This is a genomic window from Treponema brennaborense DSM 12168 (genome assembly GCF_000212415.1).
Classification (GTDB): domain Bacteria; phylum Spirochaetota; class Spirochaetia; order Treponematales; family Treponemataceae; genus Treponema_F; species Treponema_F brennaborense.
In genome coordinates this window covers 1,792,142-1,817,531 of the sequence record NC_015500.1, presented here as the reverse complement: position 1 = coordinate 1,817,531, position 25,390 = coordinate 1,792,142, and the positions used below count along the sequence as shown (strand labels likewise).

At 53.4% G+C, this 25,390-nt stretch carries 18 protein-coding genes and 1 tRNA gene; 12 read left to right on the top strand and 7 right to left on the bottom strand.

Going from position 1 to position 25,390, the window contains the following annotated elements; all coding sequences use genetic code 11:
- Nucleotides 1–12 precede the first annotated feature (12 nt).
- Nucleotides 13–963, bottom strand: a complete 951-nt coding sequence (gene argF / locus TREBR_RS07910) for an ornithine carbamoyltransferase (RefSeq protein ID WP_013758665.1) — start codon at nucleotides 961–963, stop codon at nucleotides 13–15.
- A 98-nt stretch (nucleotides 964–1,061) separates the two neighbouring features.
- A tRNA-Met gene (locus TREBR_RS07905) sits at nucleotides 1,062–1,134 on the bottom strand.
- A 234-nt stretch (nucleotides 1,135–1,368) separates the two neighbouring features.
- Here TREBR_RS07905 and TREBR_RS07900 point away from each other — a divergent pair.
- The 12 genes from TREBR_RS07900 to TREBR_RS07845 all read left to right on the top strand — a co-directional run bounded on the left by TREBR_RS07900 (nucleotide 1,369) and on the right by TREBR_RS07845 (nucleotide 16,330).
- Complete coding sequence (locus tag TREBR_RS07900) at nucleotides 1,369–2,109, top strand: YebC/PmpR family DNA-binding transcriptional regulator (protein ID WP_013758664.1); 741 nt, start codon at nucleotides 1,369–1,371, stop codon at nucleotides 2,107–2,109.
- The gene (gene ruvC, locus TREBR_RS07895) at nucleotides 2,099–2,668 is read left to right on the top strand and encodes a crossover junction endodeoxyribonuclease RuvC (protein ID WP_013758663.1); all 570 of its coding nucleotides are present in this window, start codon (nucleotides 2,099–2,101) and stop codon (nucleotides 2,666–2,668) included. The genes TREBR_RS07900 and ruvC overlap by 11 nt, the downstream gene beginning before the upstream one ends.
- 32 nt (nucleotides 2,669–2,700) lie before the next feature.
- Entirely contained in the window at nucleotides 2,701–3,045 is a 345-nt protein-coding gene (locus tag TREBR_RS07890) for an FHA domain-containing protein (protein ID WP_013758662.1), read from the top strand.
- Between the two features lie 94 nt (nucleotides 3,046–3,139).
- Nucleotides 3,140–4,108 (top strand): metallophosphoesterase family protein, encoded by a 969-nt coding sequence (locus TREBR_RS07885; RefSeq protein ID WP_169310630.1) that lies wholly within the window; start codon nucleotides 3,140–3,142, stop codon nucleotides 4,106–4,108.
- Between the two features lie 25 nt (nucleotides 4,109–4,133).
- Nucleotides 4,134–5,738: a serine/threonine protein kinase gene (locus tag TREBR_RS07880; RefSeq protein WP_013758660.1), complete on the top strand. Its 1,605-nt coding sequence runs from the start codon at nucleotides 4,134–4,136 to the stop codon at nucleotides 5,736–5,738.
- Nucleotides 5,739–6,003: 265 nt separating this feature from the next.
- Nucleotides 6,004–8,745: an endopeptidase La gene (lon, locus tag TREBR_RS07875; protein WP_013758659.1), complete on the top strand. Its 2,742-nt coding sequence runs from the start codon at nucleotides 6,004–6,006 to the stop codon at nucleotides 8,743–8,745.
- Nucleotides 8,746–8,871: 126 nt separating this feature from the next.
- Entirely contained in the window at nucleotides 8,872–9,435 is a 564-nt protein-coding gene (gene cmk, locus TREBR_RS07870) for a (d)CMP kinase (RefSeq protein ID WP_013758658.1), read from the top strand.
- 16 nt (nucleotides 9,436–9,451) lie between these two features.
- Entirely contained in the window at nucleotides 9,452–10,318 is an 867-nt protein-coding gene (locus tag TREBR_RS07865; RefSeq protein ID WP_013758657.1) for an HhH-GPD family protein, read from the top strand.
- A gap of 130 nt (nucleotides 10,319–10,448) precedes the next feature.
- Nucleotides 10,449–13,646 (top strand): isoleucine--tRNA ligase, encoded by a 3,198-nt coding sequence (gene ileS / locus TREBR_RS07860; RefSeq protein WP_013758656.1) that lies wholly within the window; start codon nucleotides 10,449–10,451, stop codon nucleotides 13,644–13,646.
- Entirely contained in the window at nucleotides 13,633–14,565 is a 933-nt protein-coding gene (locus tag TREBR_RS07855) for a hypothetical protein (RefSeq protein ID WP_013758655.1), read from the top strand. Before ileS ends, TREBR_RS07855 begins: the two co-directional genes overlap by 14 nt.
- Nucleotides 14,566–14,600: 35 nt before the next feature.
- The gene (locus TREBR_RS07850; RefSeq protein WP_013758654.1) at nucleotides 14,601–15,674 is read left to right on the top strand and encodes a uracil phosphoribosyltransferase; all 1,074 of its coding nucleotides are present in this window, start codon (nucleotides 14,601–14,603) and stop codon (nucleotides 15,672–15,674) included.
- 8 nt (nucleotides 15,675–15,682) lie between these two features.
- On the top strand, nucleotides 15,683–16,330 hold the full coding sequence (locus tag TREBR_RS07845; protein ID WP_013758653.1) for a tetratricopeptide repeat protein: 648 nt from the start codon (nucleotides 15,683–15,685) through the stop codon (nucleotides 16,328–16,330).
- Nucleotides 16,331–16,346: 16 nt separating this feature from the next.
- Here TREBR_RS07845 and TREBR_RS13665 read toward each other — a convergent pair whose 3' ends face one another.
- Genes TREBR_RS13665 through TREBR_RS07820 form a run of 5 tightly spaced genes read right to left on the bottom strand, consistent with a single transcriptional unit; the run spans nucleotide 16,347 to nucleotide 25,301 of the window.
- A complete protein-coding gene (locus TREBR_RS13665) occupies nucleotides 16,347–17,681 on the bottom strand; it encodes a nucleotidyl cyclase domain-containing protein (RefSeq protein WP_013758652.1) in 1,335 nt (444 codons plus the stop codon).
- Nucleotides 17,671–19,206, bottom strand: a complete 1,536-nt coding sequence (locus TREBR_RS07835; protein WP_013758651.1) for a 6-hydroxymethylpterin diphosphokinase MptE-like protein — start codon at nucleotides 19,204–19,206, stop codon at nucleotides 17,671–17,673. Before TREBR_RS07835 ends, TREBR_RS13665 begins: the two co-directional genes overlap by 11 nt.
- Nucleotides 19,203–20,756 (bottom strand): 6-hydroxymethylpterin diphosphokinase MptE-like protein, encoded by a 1,554-nt coding sequence (locus TREBR_RS07830; protein ID WP_013758650.1) that lies wholly within the window; start codon nucleotides 20,754–20,756, stop codon nucleotides 19,203–19,205. Before TREBR_RS07830 ends, TREBR_RS07835 begins: the two co-directional genes overlap by 4 nt.
- A gap of 5 nt (nucleotides 20,757–20,761) precedes the next feature.
- The gene (locus TREBR_RS07825; protein ID WP_013758649.1) at nucleotides 20,762–21,631 is read right to left on the bottom strand and encodes a hypothetical protein; all 870 of its coding nucleotides are present in this window, start codon (nucleotides 21,629–21,631) and stop codon (nucleotides 20,762–20,764) included.
- A gap of 1 nt (nucleotide 21,632) precedes the next feature.
- Nucleotides 21,633–25,301, bottom strand: a complete 3,669-nt coding sequence (locus TREBR_RS07820; protein WP_013758648.1) for a midas domain-containing protein — start codon at nucleotides 25,299–25,301, stop codon at nucleotides 21,633–21,635.
- Between the last annotated feature and the right edge of the window lie 89 nt (nucleotides 25,302–25,390).

The following is a 25,390-nucleotide window of genomic DNA, read 5'->3' as shown; positions in this document are numbered from 1 at the left end:
GGTAACTCCTGATTACATCAAAGCCAGCATTATCGCTTTAATAGTATGTTTTCTGTTTTCTGCCTGATCCCAAACTTTGCTGCACGAACCTTCAAATACGTCGGAAGTAACTTCTTCCCCTTTTACGGCCGGAAGGCAATGCAGAAAAATACAATCTTTCTTGCCCGTTGCCTTCATAAGCGCTTCGTTCACCTGATACGGCGAAAGCAGTTTTGTCCGGCTTTCTTTGAGCGCTTCTTCACCCATTGAAACCCATACATCAGTATAAATCGAATCGGCGTCTTTTACAAGAGAAATATCAGCGGAAATGGTGATTTTGGAGCCCGATTTCTCCGCGAACGGCGCGCAGATCGTCTGTATTTCCCGATCGGGAAACAGCGCTTCGGGACTGACGATCGTAAAGTGGATGCCGAGTTTCGCGCAGATCAGCATGAGCGAGCGTGCGACGTTGTTCCGTCCGTCTCCGCAGAACGCCAGGTGCAGTCCCTTGAGTGAGCCGAAGTGTTCTTTTAAGGTCAATACGTCCGCAAGCGCTTGCGTTGGATGGAATTCATCGGTGAGTCCGTTGATAACCGGAACGCCCGAATATTCGGCGAGCAGTTCTACGTGTTTTTGGGAAAATCCGCGGAATTCAATGGCGGAAAACATTCTGCCCAACACGCGCGCGGTGTCTTCGACCGATTCCTTCGCGCCGAGTTGGATATCCTGTGCGGAAAGGAAAACGGGGTGGCCGCCTTCTTCCCCGAACGCCGTCTCGAAGGAACATCTGGTACGGGTCGAACGTTTTTCAAAGATGAGTGCGATCGTTTTTCCGATAAAACGCTGATGGATTTCGCCCCGTTTCGATTCGGCCTTGACCTGTTCGGCGATGCTGAGAATCTGCAATATCTCCTGCGGAGTGTATGCGATCCAGTTCAGCAGAGACCGTCCTTTGAACGGTGCTTTAAATATTTCGGGTACCATAGTTCCTCCGTTTTATGCGGTAAAATAATCGATGATGAAATTTCCGCAAAATTCCCGCATAAAAATGAAAAAAGCTCCCAAAAAGGGGAGCTTTCCGATAGCGACAATAGGGATTGAACCTATGACCGAACGGATATGAGCCGTTTGCTCTACCTACTGAGCTATGTCGCCGTAACTCGGTCATACTATCACGGAACTGAAAAAGTGTCAATACGGACGTTTCGTTGTTTTATGCATAATTCCGAAAAAACGGAAATTGCCGGAATCGGCGGCGCTTCTCTTCCATATTGATAGATACGTATGTTACATGCTTGACACGTTTTTTTTAATTGCGTTATAATAAAAGAAAATATATTACACATTTTATGCGCTATGAATTTTTATATGCATATATAAGGAGTTCCGATGTCTGGACACAGTAAATGGGCGACGATCAAACACGCCAAAGGCGCCGCCGACGCAAAACGCGGTCAGTTGTTTACAAAGTTTATTAAAGAGATTTCTATTGCAGCTCGTATGGGCGGCGGCGATCCCGGATCGAATCCGCGCCTGCGTACCGCCATGCTGAAAGCCCGTGCGGCGAACATGCCGAAAGATAATATCGAACGGGCAATCAAAAAAGGTACCGGTGAACTCGGCGGTGCCATATTTGAAGAAAAACTGTACGAAGGTTACGGACCGGGCGGAGTGGCCATTCTGGTCGAAGTTCTGACCGACAACAACAACCGTGCGGCTGCGAACGTCCGCAATATTTTTTCAAAGACCGGCGGAAACTTGGGCGCGACCGGTTCCGTTGCGTACATGTTCAACCGCAAGGGCGTTATCGAATACGATGCGGAAGCGGTCAGTGAAGACGAAGTCATGGAAGCGGCGCTTGAAGCGGGTGCGGAAGATATCGTCAGCGAAGACGGCGTCGTAACCGTTACGACCGATCCGTCCGCGTTTGAAAGCGTTTTGGAAGCGCTGCAGAATAAGGGATACGAATCGGTTTCCGCGGAAGTCGCGATGGTTCCCGACATGTATTCGGCCATCGATATGGAAACGGCGACGAAAGTGCAGAAACTGATCGATCGGCTTGAAGAAGACGACGACGTTCAGAACGTGTACAGTAACGCCGAATATCCGGAAGGATTCGGTGAAGAATAATTCACCTGCGTTCAATCCCCTGCCGGGGACGCAAAAAACCGGAGCCGAAAACTCCGGTTTTTTTATACGCGCGGAGGAACGGACACGCCGCGTGCTCGGTATAGATCCGGGCCTCGCTTCCACCGGATACGGCGTAGTCGAAAGCTGCGGGAACCGCTACCGGCTCGTTGCGTACGGAGTGATCGAAACACCCGCTTCCGCGCCGCGCGGTGAGCGGCTGCTCGCCATTTATTCCCGTCTGTGCGCGGTATTGGACGAATGGCAGCCGCGGGAGGCCGGGATGGAGACGCTCTATTTTGCCAAAAACGTGTCGAGCGCGATGGCCGTTGCCGAAGCGCGCGGCGTTGCGACGCTGTGTCTGGCGCAGCATTGCGTGCCGCTCGGCGAATACACGCCTAATACGATAAAACTGTCGGTAACGGGAACCGCTTCGGCAGGTAAAAAACTGGTACAGGAATACGTGCGGCTCCTTTTGGGCCTTGAAGCTCCCCCCGAACCGGATCACGCCGCCGACGCGCTCGCCGCAGCCATAACGCATCTGCATTCGGCGCGCGTTTGACGGATACGCCGTTTGAATATATAATGTAATTCATGCAGGATAATACGATAATCACGACGAGCAAAGTCGGTCAACGGCTTGAGATGCTGGCGGACACCGATAAAGTTTCTTATCTGATGTTCAATAATAATAAGATCAAATTGGTTGCCAAAATATCGATCGGGCGCGCGCCTGAAAACAACATCATCATCGATAATAAATTGGCGAGCCGTCATCACGCGCTGATCCAGAAGATCAAGGACGCGTATTTTTTGAAAGACGAAAACAGCACGAACGGAACGTTTTTGAACGGGCGGCGCATTCCGTCCGATAAATACGTAAAGCTGAACTCCGGTGATAAAATCACCATCGGCAACGCGAATCTGATCATATCCTGATCGTTCAATCCGTTTCCGGCCGTACTTGGAGGTTCGTATTTCAAAAAGGAAATTTTCGCTTAAAGATATAGGTCTCATTGCGTCGCGTTCCGAGTTGATTCCGTATAAGGAACTGTTCGGGCTGCTCGATGAAGCCGGAACGGTACTCGACGGCGAATCTCCGTCGTACCGGCCTTTTTCGGCCGTTTCGCACGGGCCGGGCGGATTGCTCGATTTTACGGAAGACGTGCGGGTTCCGGTTCTTCTGGTTCCCGACCTGCACGCGCGTGCGGCGTTTTTTGCCCGCTTGATGGCGTCTTCCGCGTTTTCCGACCGTATTCCGGGCGCCGACCCGACCGATTCCGTTTTTACGCTGCTGAACAAGCGGCTGCTGCGCGTCGTGTGTCTGGGCGACGGCTTTCATTCGGAAACGAATCGGGAACGGTGGCTGCTTGCGTACGATGATTTTCTTGCCGGAATCGTTGCCGGAGAATCGATGTGTGCCGAAATGCGGGAAAGCCTTGCACTGATGGCGGCGGTCATGCGGTGCAAATGCGCGTTTCCCGGATATTTTCATTTTCTGAAAGGCAATCATGAAAATATCCTGAACGCCGAAGGCGGCGGTAATCACCCGTTCCGGAAATTCGCTCAGGAAGGCGAAATGGTAAAGGCGTTCGTCGCAGAGTATTACGGGGACGATATTCTGCATCTGTTTTCCTATTTTGAAAACAGGCTGCCGCTGATCGCCGTGTGTTCCGGCTGCGTCGCTTCCCACGCCGAGCCGCGCGCCGCTTACACCCGGCAGCAGCTTGTGGACGGTATGGAAGACGCCGCCGTCATCGAGGGGCTCACGTGGACCGACAACGGAAGCGGCACTCCCGAAAACGTGTCTGCAATGCTGAAAACGCTTTTGCCGCTTTTTCCGGACGCCGTGTACGTGAGCGGGCATCGTCCCGTATCGGGTGCGTACGTGCGGCGCCGCGAAAATTCGTTTATTCAGATTCACAATCCGCTGCTATGCAACGCGGCGTTCGTTCCGACCGGCAGACCGTTCGATCCCGAAACGGATATACTGCCGGTATGAATTGCACCGTTACGGGAGGTTTCGTATGGGCGATACGCCAGAGATGATCGGAAAATATAAAATTTTATCGGTAGTCGCGCAGGGCGGTATGGGCACCGTCTATAAAGCCGAACATCCGTCTTTGAAACGTCAGATTATCATCAAAAAACTGACGATCCGCGGAAATCCGGCGGTACGGGAACGGTTCAAGCGTGAAGCGCAGATTCTGCTCGATCTGCACAGTCCGTACATCGTGCACATGTACGATTATTTTACGGAAGGCCCGTATCACTATATCGCGCTGGAATTCGTGGACGGCATGTCGCTCGACAAGCTGATTCAAAAACAAACGGCACTGCCGGTTGAAATTGCACTGCTCGTTTTTCTGGACGCCTGTTACGCGCTCAAATATGCGCACAAGAAGGGAATCGTCCATCGCGACATCAAGCCCGGTAATATACTGATCTCCAAGAATGCCGCGGTAAAATTGGCCGATTTCGGGATTGCAGTCAGCGATAAAGAATCCGAAGACACGCTGACGCAATCGGGCGTAACGCTCGGCACTCCGTCGTACATGCCGCCTGAACAATTTACGGACAGTAAAACGGTGGACTGCCGCGCCGATATTTACGCGATGGGCGTCATGCTGTACGAGACGGTTACCGGAACCAAACCGTTTCCCGGTTCGCTTTCCGCCGGAACGCTCGCGCAGATTCAAAAAGGCAAATACATCGCGCCGGAAAAAATAGACGCGTCGATTCCCCGAACGGTGAGCCGGCTCATAAAAAAAATGATCCGGTCGAATCCCGCGCGCCGCTATCAGACGATAGAACCTGTCATAGCGATAGTCAAACGGTATCTGAAAGAATACGACGCGCGTCTGCTGCGCGAAAATCTTGCCAGAATGATACTTTCAGGTGCCAAACCGTTCGAGTGCCCGCAATTCGTTCCGCGCAAGCATACGCTTCGCACCGTTCTGCTGTGCGCCGCGGCGGCGGGAATAGCGGTAATCGGTGCGGCGGCTGCCTGGAACGCGGGACTGGTTCATAAATATCTGCTGCGTTCATATTACACGCCGGTAACCGTGACGGTAACGCTGCCGGATACGGCTTCCGCTGAAGCGGATTTGCCGATACGGGCGTTTTTCTTTAAGAACGACAACGACCGTATTCCCGAAGTTGCCGGCAGCCGCCGCGTGCTGACCCTCGCCGATGTCGTCGAAGACGACATCCCGGCCGCAGCTTCCGAATTGAAGCGGTACCGGTCGAAACCGGTGTATGTGCGGCCGGGAAATTACCGGATAAAAGTCGCCGCCGGGCCGTACGTGTGGTGGCAGTCGCTGCCGGTGGAAAAAGAAGCCGTTTCCGCGTCGCTCGATTTGCAAAAATACGCGGTGCGTTCGATCAGCGTGCATCCGATCGTGTTCGAGGCGGCGAGCGGTAAGCGGATCTCCGGCGAACCGGACGTTTCCGTTTTGTACGGCGCCAAATGGGTTCCGTTGGCGGATATGGATCCTGCAAAATTGAAAACGGGCAACGTTTGGAAATTTAAAATATCCGCCGCCGGCTATTCGGAAGAAATTTTTTCGCTCCGGATAGACTGGTATCAGGACGAATTGTTCATTACGGCCGCTCTCGATAAGCGGGAATGAAAATTTGCTTTTTTACCGAAAATTTCGCATATTATATACTGATGTCGATTCGAGACCGTCCGTTCCGTACCGGTACGGGTGCGTGCGGACGTACGTTTTTTATAACCTAAGCTATTGTGTTCAGGAGGCGGCTTGAAAGTCCGTCGCTTTTTTTGCCGGCTCCGGAGCAAGATCGATTGCGATATTTTATGCGAACGGACGATATTCCGTCGTTTTGCGGCGGCGTTCGTTCAATTTTATTCATTGACTTTTTACGGGAGGAACCATGTCGGAAAAAAATACGGATACGGATACTGTCGATATTATTATAGAAGAATCGGCGCAATCTCCGGCTGATGAAACTTCGCGTCGGAATTCCCCTGCGGAAACCGGCGCGGCGGAAAAAGAGGCCGAATCGGCGAAAAGCGGTGATGCGGAATCGGCGAGTGCCGACGACTCTGCACCCGAGGCGACGATCGTCCCCGTTGAGCAGACGCTCTCGAATAAACTGTTTCTGATTCCGCTTTCGGGCCGGCCGATATTTCCCGGTATTTTTACGCCGCTGATGATTACGTCCGCAGACGACGCGAAAGTTGCCGAACAGGCGTATTCCGGAGACGGCCTGATCGGTATCGTCATGCTCAAAAACGAAACGGAATCTCCGTCCGTGTCGGATATGCACGAAATCGGTACGGTTGCGCGTATCATCAAGAAAATCAATCTGCCGGACGGCGGAGTGAACGTGTTCATTTCTACGATTAAACGTTTCCGCATTCGCAAAGTGCTCAGCAATCGCGAACCGATGGTCGCGATAGTCGAGTATCTGGAAGATGAAGAAGACGACACGTTTGAAGTCAAAGCGCTTACCCGCGCGCTTATCAGCGAAATGAAAGAAGTTTCCGAAAACAATCCGCTTTTTTCGGAAGAAATGCGGCTCAATATGGTCAATATCGATCATCCGGGAAAAATAGCCGATTTTATCGCGTCGATTCTGAATATCGATAAAGACGATCAGCAGCGCGTACTCGAAATGCTGAACGTTCGGCAGCGTATGGAGCAGGTGCTCGTTTTTATCAAAAAAGAGCAGGAACTGCTGCGGATTCAGAAAAAAATCCAGAACGAATTGAACGACCGAATCGAAACGCAGCAGCGCGAATATTTTCTGCGGGAAGAACTCAAGTCGATCAAAGAAGAGCTCGGCATGACGACCGACGCGCAGAATTCGGATTACCAGAAATTCAAGGAAAAAATCGATTCTTTTAAATTCCAGGGTGAAATAAAAGAAACGGTCGACAACGAGCTTGAAAAATTTTCGCTGATGGATCCGAACGCGTCCGAATACATCGTGGTCCGCAATTATCTGGAAACGATCGCGTCTCTGCCGTGGGGGGATCCGCCGCCGGAAGATTTCGAACTTGAGCGCGCCCGGAAGATTCTCGAACAGGATCACTACGGTCTTGAAGACGTTAAAAAGCGAATACTCGAATATCTCGCCGTCCGCAAGCTGAAAAAAGACAGTAAAGGATCCATTCTGATTTTGGTAGGCCCGCCCGGCGTCGGAAAAACGAGTATCGGGCATTCCATCGCGAGCGCGATGCAAAAACCGTTTTTCAGATTTTCGGTCGGCGGTATGCGCGACGAAGCCGAAATAAAAGGGCATCGCCGTACGTACGTGGGCGCCATGCCCGGAAAAATTATTCAGGGGCTTAAAATCGTCAAAAGCCGTACGCCCGTTTTCATGATAGACGAAGTGGACAAACTCGGTTCCAGTTACCAAGGCGATCCGGCGAGCGCGCTGCTTGAAGTGCTCGACCCTGAACAGAACGTATCGTTCCGCGACAATTATCTCGACCTGCCGTTCGACGTGTCCGACATATTTTTCATTTTGACGGCGAACACGCTGGACACGATTCCCGAACCGCTGCTCGACCGGGCGGAAATCATTTCGCTGTCCGGTTATATCGATCAGGAAAAAATGGAAATCGCGAAAAAATACCTGATTCCCAAAACGCTGACCAAAAACGGTATGAAAAAGAATCAGATCAAATTTGAAAAAGCGGCTTTGAACCTGATCGCCCAGTCGTACGCGCGCGAATCGGGCGTACGGCATTTTGAAAAATGTATCGACAAAATTACGCGTAAAATCGCGATGGAATTGGTGACTTCCGCGGAAGTACTGGAAGCCGAAGCTGCGCTCAAAAAATGTTCGGAAGAAGTAACCGCTGCCGCTGATACCTCTGCTGCCGCGGCGACTAGTGCCGCAGGGACGAATGCCGCTGCAGCCGTTACCGCCGCAAATTCCCCCGATACCGCGGATAATAACGCGGCTGCGGCTTCCGTAAAAAACGAAGCGGCCGTTTCCGCGCTGAAAGAAGCGGAAAAACGGCTGAAAACCGTTTTGGCTAAGTCTTTTTCTGTCGACGAAGCGGCGGCGAAAAAATATTTGGGAACGCCTGTGTTCGACGAATCGGAAATAAAAAAAGCCGACCGCGCCGGTACGGCGATCGGGCTGGCTTGGACCAGCATGGGCGGCGACACGCTCATGATCGAAGCGGTTTCCGTACCCGGAAAAGAAGGTTTTACGCTGACCGGACAGCTCGGCGACGTGATGAAAGAATCCGCGGCGATCGCGCTCAGCTGGGTACGCCGTTACGTGATCGAAAACAATATCAAAAGCGCCGAGTGGTTTGAAAAAAATACGATACACGTGCACGTTCCCGAAGGAGCGACGCCGAAAGACGGTCCTTCCGCCGGTATTACGCTTACGACGGCGCTCGTGTCGCTTTTGTCCGGTAAAACGATCCGGAGCGCGCTCGCCATGACCGGAGAATTGTCTCTTACGGGGCACGTGCTCCCGATCGGTGGTCTGCGTGAAAAAACCGTCGCGGCGAAGCGGAACAAAATCAAATCGATTATCATTCCCAAGGCGAACGTGCGCGACCTGGACGATATCCCCGAAATAGTCAAAAAAGGCGTTTCGTTTCATCCGGTTTCCCGAATTGAGGAAGTGATCGATTTGGCGTTTTAGATCGAGGCTGCGCTGCAGTGTACGCGCTCTTTCGTGCGTGCACGCCGCCGTTTGGCAGTCCGCCGCGTTTGACAGGCAGCGCGGGCTGCGGTAAAATGGACGGATAACGGTTAATTGAGGTGTTCCATGAATTACGCGATTCCTGCCGGAAAAAAAGTCCGGATAGCCATCTCCGGTAAGAGCGGCTGCGGCAATACGACCGTCTGCACGCTGCTTTCCGAAAAACTCGGTGTGCCGATGATAAATTTTACGTTCCGTTCGCTCGCCGCCGAAACGGGGCTTTCGCTTGCGGAAATCATCGAGCGGGCCAAAACGGACGACGGCTTCGACCGCGCCGTCGACACGCGGCAGATTGAACTTGCAATGCGGGATTCCTGCGTTTTGGGTTCGCGTCTCGCCGTCTGGATGCTTAAAGCCGCCGATTTGAAAGTATATCTGATTGCGGACGACGAAGTGCGCGCGGCGCGTATTTTCAAGCGCGAGGGCGGCGATATCGAACAGATCAAGGCTTTTACGCGGATGCGTGACGGCGAAGATACCGGCCGGTATAAGCGTTTGTACGGTATCGATAACAACGATTACGGTTTCTGCGATATGAAAATCGATACGGCGAACCATGATCCCGAACGGATCGCCGATTTGATTTTAACCGAACTCTGTCGCAGGGAACTGATCGTGCCGCGCGGGTGAGGCGTGGCAGAATCGAATGCTGTCTTTATCCGCCGCGCGCGTTTCCGATTTTCAGCAGACGATCCTCGATCAGTACCGGCAAAGCGGCCGGTCTTTTCCGTGGCGAGAAACGTCGGATCCGTACCGGATACTCGTTTCAGAAATCATGCTGCAGCAGACGCAGACGGAACGGGTGCTGCCCAAATATGAAGCGTGGCTCGAACGTTTCCCGACGGCGCGCTCGCTTGCCGATGCGTCTCTTGCCGATGCGCTCGGATTGTGGAACGGGCTGGGGTACAATCGCCGTGCGCGTTTTCTGCAGGAAGCGTGCCGCGCCGTCTGTTCCTCGTACGGCGGCGTGTTCCCTCGTACGGCGGACGAACTCGACGCGCTGCCGGGAATCGGTCCATACACGGCCCGCGCCGTTTGTACGTTCGCGTACGGTACGCCGGAAGTCTTTATTGAAACGAATATCCGTTCCGTGTACATTTTCTTTTTCTTTACTGCCGCGCGGGATTCCGCCGTGTCGGACAAGGAGTTGCTGCCGATTATAGACCGGACGCTGTACCGCGCCGATCCGCGCACCTGGTATTACGCGCTGATGGATTACGGCGCGGTGCTGAAAAAGAAAGTCGTCAACCCGAACCGGCGCAGCGCGCATTATACGAAGCAGTCGAAGTTTGAAGGTTCTCTCCGGCAGGCGCGCGGCGCGGTGCTTCGCTGTCTGACGGCCGCCCGTGCCGAAGCGCCGTCAGACCGTACGGCGAATCACGCCGTTTCGCTCGAATATATCGCGGAAACCGAACGTATCGACGTGCCGCGTATCCGGCAAGCCGCGGAATCGCTCCTCGCCGAACGGCTGATCGTATGCGAAAACGGTGCGTATCGGGTGAGCGATACCTGATTTACGTACGCTTCCGCAGCTTTCGTATTTTCCGTACTGAATGATTCCCCCTTTATCTTTTTAGCGATATGTGGCATAATAATACGAATACCTATTTTACATATGCGGTGCTTGCATAGGAGGAATTGTTTTGTACGAACCGGTTGATCCCAAAGCGAGTTTTCCTGAACTTGAAGAAAAAGTTCTGAAATTTTGGAAAGATAACGATATTTTCAAAAAATCCATAGCCATGCGCGACGGCTGTTCCGAATATGTGTTTTACGACGGCCCCCCGTTCGCAACGGGACTCCCTCATTTCGGACATTTCATTCCCAGTACGATAAAAGATATCATTCCCCGTTACCAGACGATGAAAGGCAAGAAAGTCGAGCGCCGCTTCGGTTGGGACTGCCACGGATTACCCGTTGAAAACCTGATCGAAAAGGAACTCGGGCTCAATTCCAAAACCGATATAGAAAAATACGGCGTCGCCGAATTCAACGAAGCGTGCCGTGCGAGCGTGCTGCGCTACGTCGACGAATGGAAGCAGGCCGTAACCCGGCTGGGACGCTGGGTCGATTTCGACAACGACTATAAAACGATGAATCCCGACTATATGGAATCCATTTGGTGGATTCTGAAAAGCTTGTGGGAAAAAGGACTTTTGTACGAAGGGCATTATATTCTGCCGTATTGTCCGCGGTGTTCGACCGTCCTTTCCAATCACGAACTCGCACTCGGCGGTTATAAAGACGTACACGATCCGGCCGTTACGATCCGGTTCAAGGTAACGCAGCCCGGCGAGGCTGCGAACGATCCGGCGATGGCGGACGGTCATACATATCTGCTCGCCTGGACGACCACGCCCTGGACGCTGCCGAGCAATCTGGGACTCACGATGGGCCCCGACATAGATTACGTCAAAGTGAAAGACGGAACCGATTTTTACATTCTGGCCGAATCTCGTTTGGCCGCGTATTACAAGAGTCCCGATCAGTATGAACTCGTGTGGCGTAAAAAGGGAAGCGAGCTTGTCGGTACCCGTTACGAACCGCTGTTTCCGTATTTTGCGAATTTGGCAAACGCTTCCGACGGTTCGGACGGTAATCCGCCGTCGATCGGTGCGTTCCGGGTGTTCACCGCCGATTTCGTTTCCACGGAAGACGGTACGGGCATCGTGCACACCGCGCCCGGCTTCGGTGAAGACGACAATAAAGTGTTCAAAGGTTCCGGTGTTCCCACCGTATGTCCGGTCGACAACGAATGCAAGTTTACGGCGGAAGTACCCGATTACGCCGGGCGTTTCGTAAAAGACTGCGACAAAGATATCATGGAACGTTTGAAAACGGAAGGCAAACTGGTCAAACGCGACCAGATTCTGCACGCGTATCCGCACTGCTGGCGTTGTTCAAGCCCGCTCATTTATCGCGCCGTCGGCAGTTGGTTCGTCGGCGTCGAATCGATCCGCGATAAGCTGCTGAAAGCGAATTATCAGATCACTTGGCAGCCGGAACATATCAAAAACGGCCGCTTCGGCAAATGGCTTGAAGGCGCGCGCGACTGGGCGATCAGCCGCAACCGGTACTGGGGAAATCCGATTCCCGTGTGGAAGTGTCCCGACTGCGGAAAAACGATCTGCGTCGGAAGCCGCCGCGAACTGGAAGAACTGTCCGGCACCTATCCTGAAGATTTGCATAAACACTTCGTAGATAAGATCACGATTCCGTGCGAGTGCGGCGGTACGATGAGCCGCATTCCCGAAGTGCTCGACTGCTGGTTCGAGTCGGGTTCCATGCCGTACGCGCAGAATCATTATCCGTTTGAAAACAAGGAATATTTTGAAGCGCATTTTCCTGCCGATTTCATTTCCGAAGGGCTGGATCAAACGCGCGGCTGGTTTTATTCGCTGACCGTTCTCGCGGCGGCGCTGTTCGACCGGCCTGCGTTCAAAAATTGCGTCGTAAACGGTTTGGTGCTCGCTTCCGACGGTAAAAAAATGTCCAAAAGTCTGCGCAACTATACCGATCCGGCGGTGGCCGTCAATACGTTCGGCGCCGACGCGATCCGCCTGTTTCTGATGCATTCGGCCGTAGTCAAAGCCGACGATCTCAAATACAGCGACGAAGGCGTGCGTGACGTGCTTAAAAGCATTCTGATCCCGCTGTGGAACAGCTACAGTTTTTACATCACGTACGCGAACATCGACGGCATTCAGGCAACCGGCCACGCGTTCGATTCCGTTTCGCCGACGAATCCGCTCGACCGCTGGCTGCTTTCCATTACGCAGAAATTGGTTACGGACGTGAGCGGCGCGCTCGACGCGTACGATTTGTCTCGGGCAATCGATCCGATCGTTTCGTACATCGACCAGCTGAACAATTGGTATATCCGGCGCAGCCGCCGCCGTTTTTGGAAAAGTGAAAACGACGGCGACAAAACCGAAGCCTACGAAACGCTGTATCTGGCGCTTAAAACCTTTTCACTGGTCGCCGCTCCGGTCGTTCCGTTTATAACCGAAATCATGTGGCAGAATCTGCGCACGCCCGAAGATCCCGAATCCGTTCATTTGGCGGATTACCCGGCGTACGACGAAGCGAAGCGCGATCTCTCCCTTGAGTTCAAAATGGAAACCGTGCAGAAAGCCGTTTCCATGGGGCGGTCGCTGCGCTATCAGTTCAACCTGAAAATCCGCCAGCCGCTTAAAACGGTTGAGTTCGTCACGCGAAATCCGGAAGAAAAGAAAGTTCTGCTCGAAATGGAAGAATCCATCCGTGAAGAATTGAACGTAAAAAAGGTCGTCTTCCACGAACGTGAAGACGAATTGGTCGAATATAAGGCGAAGGCGAATTTCCGTACGCTCGGCAAGGAATTGGGGCCGCTGATGAAAGCCGCCTCGGCAGTCATTGCCGAATTGGATCAGGAAGCGATACAGTCGATTTTGGACGGTTCCACGCTCAGCATCGACGTCGCAGGCCGAACGGTCGAACTCGACGCGTCGAAAATTATCGTCGACCGTCTTGAAAAGGCGCATCTGAAAGTAGTCAACGACGGTACGCTGACTGTCGCGCTCGATTCGGAAATTACCGACGATCTGCGTAAAGAAGGGTACGTGCGCGATCTTATCCGCGGTGTTCAGAATTTGCGCAAAGAATCCGGTCTTTCCGTTACCGATCGCATCGTGCTGACGGCGTCCGGTTCCGACGAATTGAAAGAAGCGTATGCGCAGTTCGCCGATTTTATTGCGGGAGAAACGCTCGCCGTCAAAACCGCGTGGGCGTCTTCCGTTCCGTCGGGTACGGATGTCGAAGCCGGCGAACAGGTGTGGAGCGTCGCCGTTGAAAAAGCGTAGACCGTATCCGATTCTGCACCGGGGAGCCGCCGCCGTATTCTGCCTGATCGGCGTTCTGCTGATCGCAGGCTGCGCGTCGCGTTCCGGCGCGGCCGCGGGGCGGTTGCAGCCGTTTTCCCTGATGCCGGAGAATACGGTTTTATACGTGCAGTTTCCCGCCGTACCGAACGAAGGCGCGGTGCGCGCGTTTACCGATGCGCTTGCGCCGCAGCTGGCGCCGGCGGATATACGTAAAGTTCTGAAGCGCGTCGATACCGTGTATGCGGGATTCGACGCTTCCGGAAACCTGTCTTCGGCGGTAACCGGTTCGTTTCCTTCTTTTGCGCTCGGCGCGGTTTTTTCAAAAAAGAACGGCTGGCGCAAAATTCCCGCCGCGTCCGGCGGCGGCGCGGGAGCGTATTACGCCCGACCGGATATTCCGCTGCAGTTCGCGTTCCCGTCTTCATCGCTTGCTTTTATCGCGGCGGACGTTTCCGCAATGTTCGCCGGCGGGACGGAACCCGATATCGGAGCCGCAATCGCAATCGACGGCCGTGCGGAAGCCGTCTCCTCCTCTTACGGTTTTACGCACGCGGCGGCCGACGATATACGATTTTATATAAAAGATCCGATTTTTGTTATGCGCAGATTGCGGCAGTCGGGATTCGTTTTCGATTTTCCGCTCGCCGCGGTATCGGGAACGTTGTCTTTTGCGGGCCTCGATCCTGAAACCGGAAGTCCGGCCTACGCGCTCACCGCGTTGATTGAATTGTCCGATTCACGGGCGCTGCGACCCGCACTCGCAATGCTCGGAATCGCCGTGCGCATCGGTGGAAAAAATTTCGATTTTGAAGCTGCGTCCGCCGATTCCGTGAGGATATCCGGCGCGGTTTTCAATATAGACACGATAGTTTCATTATTTACGAATCAACCGTCGTGAATGTGCGAACGGTTGATTTTTTATAGGAGTTACTCATGGATTCAAAGATCATTCTGAAAGCGGAATCACTCGACGGGTATTTGACGGAGCAGGACCAGAAGTATCTTGCCGAAATGGATATATTGTACGAACGCGCGATGGCTTCCTTTAAAGTGATCGCCGGCGGCGGATTCAGTTCGACGCTCGCTGCGGAAGAAAAAAAAGTTATCGACGTTTTTAACGAAATGGGGCATTTGATGCAGACTATCTGTGCGGAAGTTCCCGCACTGAAAGTTTTTTCATTCTGTACGGAAGAAGAAAGTCACGCCGAAGCTTCCCGTGTTATCGCGAAGCTGCGCGACATCAGAACCGACCATCAGGAATTCGTGTATTACAGTCAGCGCGCGTACGAAATGCTGTTCCGTCTGGCTTATACGGGAAATCATTCGGATAACAAAAATTATCTGGTCGTAAAAACGCCGGTTACCGCTCCCGTACAGAATTATTCGGTCCATAAAATACCCGATATCGATTATAAAATCGAAAACACCGTGATGTGCGTCATGCTGCGCGGCGCGCTGCTGCCTTCCATGATTATGTCGAAGGAAATTGAAGAATATTCTTCCCACGGATACGTTACGCCGTTCGCATTGTTCAAGATCAAGCGCAACGATTCCAAACACGAAAACGATATGGAATACATTCTGGATTTGCAGAATTCTTTTTTCAAATTGGAAGATTTGGACGGAAAGGACTTGATTTTTGCGGATCCCATGAACGCAACCGGCGGTTCTCTGGTTACGGTCGTAAAATATCTGCTTGAACAGGGCGTTAAACCCCGTTCCATAAAATTCTTCAACGTGATTGCCGCGCTCAAAGGCGGGCTGCGCGTCGTGCGTGCGCTCGAAAACTGCACCGTATACACGCTGTGGATGGATCCGGTGCTGAACGCTTCGGCGTACATCATGCCCGGCTTGGGAGACGCCGGAGACCGGCTGAACGGTCGCGACACGGAAGACACGCCGCGCAATATAATTCAGCTGATCGCCGATTACGGATCCAATATTACCGGTTTGTACCGTTCTCAGCTGCGCAAAATCGAACAAACCGTACTCGGAAACATGCGCTGAGGTTCCGCATGATACATCTGCGCTGCGTTTTGCGTATCGGAATCGTGCTTTTATCGGGCGGATTGCTTTTGGGGAGCGCGGCCTGTTCGTCCGCCGGGGGAGTGCGTATTCCCGGAGAGAACGAACGCATTCTGAAAAATCTGGCTTCCGAATATTACGCGATAGCCGAAGGCAATCTCAATCTGAAAAATTATACGAAAGCCGTTGAATATTATCGGCTCGCAATGCGCAGTGCCGAATTCGAGCGGATTGCGTACTACAAAATCGGTTACGCGTACGCGCTTGCAAAGGATTGGGTGAACGCGGAATCCGTTTATCGGGAGCTGCTTGCGCAGGATTCGCAGAACGTATCGCTCGCTGCGTCTTTGGCTTACATCACCGCGCAAAAAGGCGATATCGATTCGGCGCTCGTTCAGTATGAAAAACTTACCGCGCTCCAGCCGTTCGATCAGTCGCTGCGGGAAAATTACACCGTGCTGCTGGCTGCGGCCGGCCGAAACGACGACGCGGCCAAGCAGTTGGAACTGCTGAAAACCGACTTTCCCGACAGCACGGTAATAGAATCACTTGAAAAAAAATTGAAGCCGCAGGATACGGAAACGCCGGATACCGAAACGCCGACTGCTGAAATACCGGCGATCGAAACGCAGAATTAAAAACGACGTTGCCGGTTTACGGATTTTTCGCGGTATGCTGCGCGCTTTCGCTGATATACTGGCGGTATTTATCCGGATCCACTCTGAACGCAACGATTGATGTTTCCAGATCTTCAAGCGCGTGTACGAGCGCTTGCTCCGCTTCCGTAAAGAGCCGTTTCCCCGGTATCAGCCGAAACGATCTGGTTGAAATACCGATGCCCATTTTTGCCGTGAATCCTGCTTCTTCAAGCAGCAAGTTCAATTTTGCGTGTAATTCTTCGGCGAGTTCTATTGCCGTTTCAAGATCCGTGTCGTGCAGAATTCCCGAATAGCCGTCTTCGCCGTATTCAAATACCAAATCGCGGAATTTGAAGAAGTCCAAAAGCGCCGCGCAGATATTCCGGGCGAGCGGCGACGCCCGATCAAGTCCCGGAAATCGGAAAATCATGAGCGTCAGATCTTCTTCCGAAGACGCGGATCTGATCAGTTCGGAGTCAAGCCGTTCTTCAAGATATGATTCCCAACCGAATCCCGTTACCGGTGAAAACAAGCCGGTCGGATCAATCGCGCCTGAAACTGGAAGCGGCGCGCCCGCAGCGTTTCCAACGTTCGGTTCGCTCTCTGCGTTCGGCAGCTGCACTTCGTCCGGTTCGCTCTCTGCGTTCGGCAGCCGTACCTCGTTCGGTTCGGTCTCCGCCTCCGGCAGCCGTACCTCGTTCGGGTACTCCGGAACCGCTGCGTCTTCGTACAGCGGCGGAATCGCAGAATCATACCGCAAAACGGACTTCGTTCCGAATTCCGGCACCGCGGTATACGGAACTTCTTCCGGCTCGTCGTTCTGCCGGTCGGTCAGGTACACGTAGAGCAGCAGAATCGCCGCGCACAGCGTGCCGGCTAAAATCAGTAAAAAGGAAATTCGCGCGTAGGCGTAAATCGAAGCGGGCTGAATGACGTACGCGGCCGTTGTGATTACGGCGTTTTCGCCCGAACCGAGACCTGCGACTCTGCTCGTAAGCCGGACGAGTGCGGAAGACGCCGCCATTTGCGGCGAACCGTCGCTTCCCGTTGTTATCAGCGAAGAAGACAGCGGATAAGCGAACACCGTTTTATTATTCCGCGTTACGGTAACGGCGGCAACGTGCGGTTCAGAATCTATTTTATTCCGTAAAAGAGCTGCAAAATCGGTCGATTCCGGCGCGTAATATTCGCTTACCGCCGCTGCGTTTTGAATGAAGTCAGCCGCGGCAGCCTGAATGCCGGTTACGTTTTTACGGTATTCCGAGTAAATCGCCGTTCCGAAAAACACGAGCGCGGCGGCGAATGCCAATGCGATGCAGATTGAAAAAATGGTGATCCCTTTACGTTCCATAGTGACTCTCAGTATAGCGTAGTGTTTGCGTGTATGCAAGTTTCAACAATGAAAAAATATCATTTTTGTAGTCTAATTTCGTTCGATACCAGGCGGCGAGCGGCAGCACGGAAGTAATCGCTGCCGGATCGTTTCGGCGAAGCAGTTCCGTATACCAGACGGCGAATTCCCGGCCGCGGTACGGACGGGGAACCATATCGTATCCGTGTTCCGCCTTCGTGGCCGAATCCGTGTCCGCGGGTTCCTCATAATGCTCCGTTCCGTTCCATTCTATGCGGACGCCGCGTACCGCCTGCACGTACGCGCTGAACGCCGTGCGGTAGGCGTGCATCGTTCCGGTCGTAAGAATACTGGCGGACGTTCGGTATACGGGCGAACGGTACATGAGTTCGGTGAATTGCTGTTCCTGCGGCAGCGTTCGCCGGGAACAGCGGTTGTATATATCGTCGAGATACGTTCCCTTTGCGTACGGTTTGCCTTCCGTATAGCCGAAATCCGCGCCCAATACGGAAACGTCGCGAAAGCCGGCTTTTACGGCAAAATCGAGCGCCGCGGCGGTAACCGTACCTGCTCCCGTTTCAAGTTCCGGAAGCGGCGCGGATCCGTTCCGGGCAAAATATCCGGAAGCCAGCGTGCCGAGCGGATGTCCGTTTCCGGTAAACAGTATCGGACAGCCGCAGCGTACGGCGCGGCGGACGGCGGCGGGGCAGGCGCACAAGTCGGCGATCACCAGCGTTTCGGGCGGCAGTTTTCCGTAAAAGTGTCCGGCGGAAACGCAGCTGCCGTCGACGGTAACCACCGCGTCCGGCGCGATGTGCCTGCGGGCGAGGGCAGCCAGCGCCGTATCGGCGGCGATGACGTAAAAACGTTGTCTGTTCCGCTCCATGATGTGCCAGGTGCGGTCGAGCGTCGGCCCCGCGCCCGTTATCAGTGCTTTTTTGTCCGCAGCGATCGGCGGAATTACGCCGCAGTTCAGCGTGTCTGCCGTCAGTAAGTTCTGCAGAATATTCCGATGCCAGATCTTGCCGAAGCGTGCTTGCGTCGACGTGTCCGCCGCGATTTTTTCGATTGCGGAACGGACGTGCTCTTTTACGGCGGATAAGATATTCGGATGAAAATCCGCCCACGCCCGCAGCGGCGCCAGCAGAAAATCTCCGTGCAGCACGGGAATATACGTTTCGAGTATCGTCCGTTCGATGCGTTCCGGCGTGCAGAGCACCGTATCGCCGTCGGCGAATACGGCGGACAAATCGGCGTGTGCCTTCAGAAAATCGATATCCGCAGCGGACGCTTCAATGACGATGATTTTTGATCGAGGCAGCTTTCGCCGCAGTGCGCTTACGTGCAGTGCGCTGCCGAGTCCGCAGACGAGAACGCAGCCGGCGGATTCGGGAATCCCTTCGGCAAAAATGCGGGCGTCCCGCTCCGGATCGTATCGGGAATACATCGTTTTGCCGTCCGCAAAAACCGGCACGGGCTGTCCGTTTTGGGCAGTGTCGACGCTGCGATATGAAAGCGGTTTCATTGCGGTCTCCGACGTTCGATAACGTGTCGTATACGCTGCAGGCGGAGCCGTATTTTTTCTTCAAGGGCGGAAGATGCGCGGTGTGATTCCCTGTTGCGTTTCCACAACGCGAATTCCGCCGGTGCGAGCGCGGACAGCCACGTTTCCGGCAGCGATTCGGGCCTTCCGTCCGAAAAAAACGTTTTCAGTATTTCGTATCGTTTTCGCTGATCGGGTATTTTGCGAACGGTGCGTATCGAAGGTTTCGTTCGTCCCGCGGATTCACCGGATAAAAAACGATCGATTGCGTCGTTCCAGTTCAGTGTCCGTATGCTGCCGAGCATGCTTCCGGCAGAGGAAAATGCGCCCGGCGTGCCGGCATCAGCGGACGCGCCGGCAGTATCACCGTACGTGCCGGCAGTGTCGGCGGTGAGTCTGAAAAAACGGTTTTTGAAGTCGCCGTCCCGAGCGGCGAACCAGCCGCGGTATACGGCGAGCGAGCCGCTTTCAAATTCCGAAGGATACAGCCGAGTTTGGGCGGGGTTCAATCGGTAATCGCGGGCTGCGTTTCCCGCTTCCAGTGCGTTCGGGCGCGCGTGCTGAACGCCTTTGCCGGAGGCAAGATCTAGTCCGCAGGCAAAAACCGGCCCGCTGGTCAGCGCGAGTGCCAGTTCCGCCGCCGTTCCGCTGACCGTTCCATTCCGCCGGGCGCCGATCGCCGGTATTCCGCACGCGCGCAGCAATTCCGCTTCCGGCGCGTCTCCGTAGTATAACGGAATGCAGAGTTCCCGTTCCAAAAGCGTTTCGGGAACCGCGCTCTCCGCCGAAACGGCGAACGGCACGGCGCAGCGTTCGATATGTTTTTTTGCCCAATAACCGCCGTCCGTTGAAATACAGACGTCCGGTCGTATTTCCGCCGCGACGAGCGGCCCGTACGCCGAAGATACGGCTATGAGAAATATGCTTTGTCGCAAGCGGCGTATATACGGCAGTGAAGCTTCAAGCGAAGGGCCCGAGGCGGCTACGACGACGGGTGCGTCTCCCGCGGCTATGAGTGCCGTTCGCCGCACTGAAAGGCAGAATCGGCACGCGTTTTTCATCCACCGCTCGGCAAAGTACGCACGTGTTCCCAGCACGTCCCGCGCCGTCTCTATCGCCGCACCGATTTCTTTGCGTACGGCGGCGTATCGTTCGGGAAAAGCGCGCTGCGACGGTTCCCATGAGAGAAATAAGGTGGAAACGAGTTCCGTTTCATCCAGTACGGAAAGAAGATTGTTCGCCGTTTGTCCGGCCGGAATGATAAAATCCCATTCCGCGTCCGATTGCGTAAACGCCGTGCTGAATCTGACGGCTCCGATTTTCGCTGCCGGAAATCGCTCTTTGAGCGGCCGGGTGCAGTAGGAAAGGGCGGGTTCCGTTACGATTATTGCCGCCGGGGCGAAATCAGGCTGTAAACCGGCAACAAAACGATCCGCTTCTTTTTGCGGGTCGTAGGCCGAATGTAATCTGACGCCGCGCACCGTGCAGGAGCGCATACCGTTTTTTGCCGTGTCGAATACGGTATCGTTCATGCGCCTTACGCTATCCGTATCAGCTGTGCTGCTTTGCCGAGTACGGAAGCGAGCGTCTTTTTGCATTGGAAAAGGATTATGTCCGCGTCAAGGGTCTCCTGCGATTGCAGGTACAGTTTGACTTTCATCGCCGTATCCGGTATGCAGCGGTCGGGACTGCCGATGTGCGCGCATAACCGCACGTAAATTTCGGAAAACACCGTCGCTTCAAGTATTGCGGCCGCTTCCTGATCCGTATTCGCGTTTCGGACTGATTCGGCGATTGCATCCGAAAAAAACAGCGTAAACGGAAGCGTCTGCGGATCAGTTTCCGAAGCGAACGTCTCGAAGCGGGGCAGTTTCATATTGTAGGGGAAGCAAATCATATCGGAACAGATGCAATCGGCGAGTTCTTCCATGAGCGGATCCATCGTTTCCGGCGAAACGTCCGCTTCGTCGGCAATGAGCATGATGGCGCGCGCGGCGATATCGGACGGCAGCGGAAACGATTTCAGGTATATGCTTTGCATTCGATGTATTTCGTCCGATGAAAAAAGCTGATAATACGGTTCAAGCCGTGTCCCGTCGACGCACTGCCATTCCCGTATGCCGGGAAACGTGCCGTTCCAGAAATCGGCTGTGGAAACGGATTTCAGAATCGTTTCCGCGTCGAACCCGTGAGCATATCGCATGAAAAACCGCGAAGCGTACGGAACAAGAATCGCCGTTTTCCGCAATCCGATTTCATTCGCAAAATCGTGAAAATCGAACGGTTCGCGTCGTTCCGCTGCCGGTATTGTTTTTCCGTGAATCGATTCAGCCCGGTGCAGCAGTCCTTGTTTTTCGGAAACCGGTGTTTCGGTCCGAATCGATTCTATGTGGCTCAGCAATCCCATATTACGATAGTCCAAGCTCCGTAAAAAGTTTTTTGTACAATTCAAAATGTTCCGACTGCGCAAATTCCGCAATTTTCTCTTCCGGAAGATTTTCCAGCAGTTGATCCATGTACGAAAGTACCGATTTGATTTCCTGTTTCAATTCGCCGGGGATTTCATCTTTTTTCGCTTCAGGATTTTCCTCGGGTGCGCTTTCCTGAAGCTGCGTTTCCGGAGCGTCCCACTGAGCGGAATTAAACATTTCTTCCGTCGGTTCATCGGAAATTTCTTCTTCCGCCGGTTCCGGTTCTCTTTCACTTTCCGGTTCGGTTTCCGCTTCAGTTTCAGCCGGTTCCGGTTCAGTTTCGGTTTCCGCCGTAGTTTCATCTTCTGCCGCTTCATCGGCGGGGGAGAACGCTTCTTCAACAGCCGGTGTTTCTGCAGCAACCGGTGTCTCTTCCGGTAGCGTTTCGGAAATTGCCGTTTCAATCGGTTCGTCGATAGCGTTTTCTTCCGGCACGATGTCGTCCGAATTCGCCGTTACCGAACCGTCGTCGATCAAATCGGTATCGGAGGATTCCACCAAAATATCTTCAACTTTAGGTATTTCAATTTCCTGCGGAAGTTCCTGCTCCGCTTCCGCTTCCGTATTGGCGGCAAAATCGATATTTTCCAAAACGGGTTCTTCCAATTTTTCCGATTCAAAATCGATTGCAGGCAAGCCGTTGTCCGATTCTTCGTATTCATCCACGGCGGCGTCGACGTCGGAATCGATTCCGGTTGCGGCCGGTTCCTGCGTGTCAGCCGTATCCGTTTCTTCGGTAAAGTCGGCCGTGTTCAGAATATTCGACAATTCGTTGCCTGAAAGCGCGATCGTTTCGTCTTCCGTGTGTTCATCAAAGAAGCCGGCGCCGGTTTCCCAGCCTGCTTCGCTCTTCGTTTCCGTTTCGGAATCTTCGGAGATTTCGCTTTCGGTCAAGGCCGGTTCCCCTGCTCCGACCGCACCCGATTCTTCGGTAAAATCGGCCGTGTTCAATATATTCGACAATTCGTTGCCTGAAAGCGCGATCGTTTCGTCTTCGCCGTTTTCGGCAAAAAAGCCGCCGGCTGCCGGTTTTTCCGCCGCCGCGGGTACGGCGCCGTGTTTTTTCATGTCCTCAAAATCGGTTTTGAGCGAAGATATTTCTTCCCTGAGCGTCGCGAGTTCGGCGGCTATCTGCCGAAGTATCGCGGTTTCCGCCGCAGGTTCGGCGCACGCGCCGGCTGCCGCCGCTTCGGCGCATTCTGTCGCTTCGGTGTATGTCGCCGCAGGTTCGGCACAAATATCGTCCGCTGCCGTTTCGGCAGTTGTCTGAGGTTCCGGTTCGTCGAATGCATCCGGCATATCAGTCGTGTCAGGCTCGACAAAGTCCGTTTCGGAAGAAACCGCTTCAGTCGGTTCATCGAAAATACTGTCCGGTATTTCAACGGGAATATCATTGAACGGCGTTTCCTCGGATTCCGGTATCTTCGCCGTATCGGGTTCGGTAAAATCGGGAGAAAATTCAAATGTGTCGACCGCCGTATCGGGTTCGGTAAAATCGGAAGAAGATTCAAACATATCGGCCGCCGTATCGGGTTCGGTAAAATCGGAAGAAGATTCAAACATATCGGCCGCCGTGTCCTCTTCGGTAAAAATGCTGTCCATTGCAGGTTCCGTTACGTCGAAATCCGACACGTCGAATTCTTTTTCGGGATTCAATATGGCGTCGGTATTTTCTGCAGGAGCCGTGTCACCGTCGGTTTGCGGGGTTTCAAAAAAATCCACATCGAAAATATCGTTTCCGGTAGGCTGTGTTTCGTTCTGTTTTTCTTCATCCTGAAAGCAATCTGCTGTATCTGCCGGCATATTTTCTCCTCCTATATCTTCAACTTCCGACATGATTTTATCTATGTCGAAATCACTGTCATCGGTGTATGTTGTACTAGTATACTGCGAAGTCAGGGTTCTATCAAGACTTGCATCTTCGTTTTTATCCGATTTTTCGATACCCGAATCGCCGTAGAGCGGTATTTCGGTAATTGCGTCGTCGTCCGTTTCGGTTTGTACCGAACTGAATTCCTGCGAATCGTCGTCCATCGTAACGGATATATTGTAGTCGATTACCGCCGCGGGGCGGGAATTTTCGGTTTTAACGGTGCTCGCGGAGGGCGGAGGTGCGTCCGTGATGGAATCGAGCAGATCGTCAAAATCAGTCACTTCGTCGAATTCAATGCTTTCCTGCACAACCGATTTTTCCGGTTCGGGCTGACTTTCATCTACGATGTTGTCGAACATATCGTCGAAATTGAAACTGTCGTCCGTAACCGATTCCTGCTCGGCTGACGATTCACCGCCGATCGTTTCCATTTGGGTAACGGGATCGGCGGCCGTGTTCATGACGAAATCGTCGTCGAACGAAAGTGCTATATCCATTTCCGGTTCGTCGAGAATATCGCTTTTTTCTTTTTTCGATTCGTTCGGCATAAACTCGTCGAGTGAAACGTTGGTGTCGTCACCGAAAAAATCGTCGAGTGAAATCTCTCCGTCTTCAAAAGCCGTGTCGCCGGCGTCGTTTTCAGGCGATGTGATTGCGCCGGGAGCGGTAATCGTGTTGTCCGTATCTGCCGAAGTTTCTGCGGAGAAGTTTTCCGCACCGGAGATGTTTTCCGCACCGGCGGATTCGGTGTTCAGCGGTGCCGCATCCGCGGGCAGTTCAAAATTCGACATATCGGGTAATTCGTCGAACGTTACATCTTCAAAAACGGTGTCGCCCTCGTTGTCTTCGGGCGATGTGATTGCGTCGGGTTCGGCAAAAGCCTGCTCCGTAACAGTCTCTTCTGCGAAAGCAGTGTCATCGGGAAGAATATCGGTAAATTCGATATCCTCAAAAGCCGGTGCGGCTTCATCTGCTTTACCGGTTTCCATCAGTTCCGCTGATTTTGCAGAACCGTTCGCTTTCACCGCTTCATCAGTGTCCGCCGTCTTTTCCGCGAAGCTATTTTCTTCGGCAGCGGCGGACTCGGCGAACTCTGCCGGTTCGGCATTCTCCGCCGTGTCGTTTTCAACAGTTATGTTGGCGTCCGGTTGCGCGGTGATTTCCGTTTCCTGCGTAAGAAAGTCGGCCGGAACGGAAATCTCCTCCCGTTCTTCCGGAAGTTCCGCGGAATCATCGGTCAAATCGAATTCAGTAAAATCGGGTAATTCAAAATCTTCTATTTTAAAAGAATCTTCGGACACCGCGGTATCCGCGGAATCTTCAAACGTTGCAGCGTCCGCCGTGGAGTTCGCATCCGTGTCCGCCGCAAAATCGGCATCCGCCGCAAAATCGGAAGTTTCAAACGTTGCAGCGTCCGCCGTATCGGCGACGTCCTCAAATGCTGTGGTGTTTGCCGCAAAATCGGCATCCGCCGTAAAGTCGGAAGTTTCAACCGTTGCAGCGTCCGCAGTATCGGCGACGTCTGTATCGGTATCCGTGTCCGCCGTAACATCGAAAATATCTTCAATAACAATCGGCTGGGATTCCTCGTCGGGTACGGTAGTTTCCGGTTCCGTCTCATCATGGATTGTTCGCGGAGGTGTTTTTACCCATACGCCGTACCGGTCCAATTCCGTATTGCGTTCCGGGAGATCGTTCGTACTCGCTTCATTATGTTCAAAATTAAATGGCATACTGACTCCAATGATGATATAAGCCGCTCCGGAAACGGACCTGGCGCGGCTTTACGGAAAATTTCTGTTCTTACCGTAATAGTGCGTTT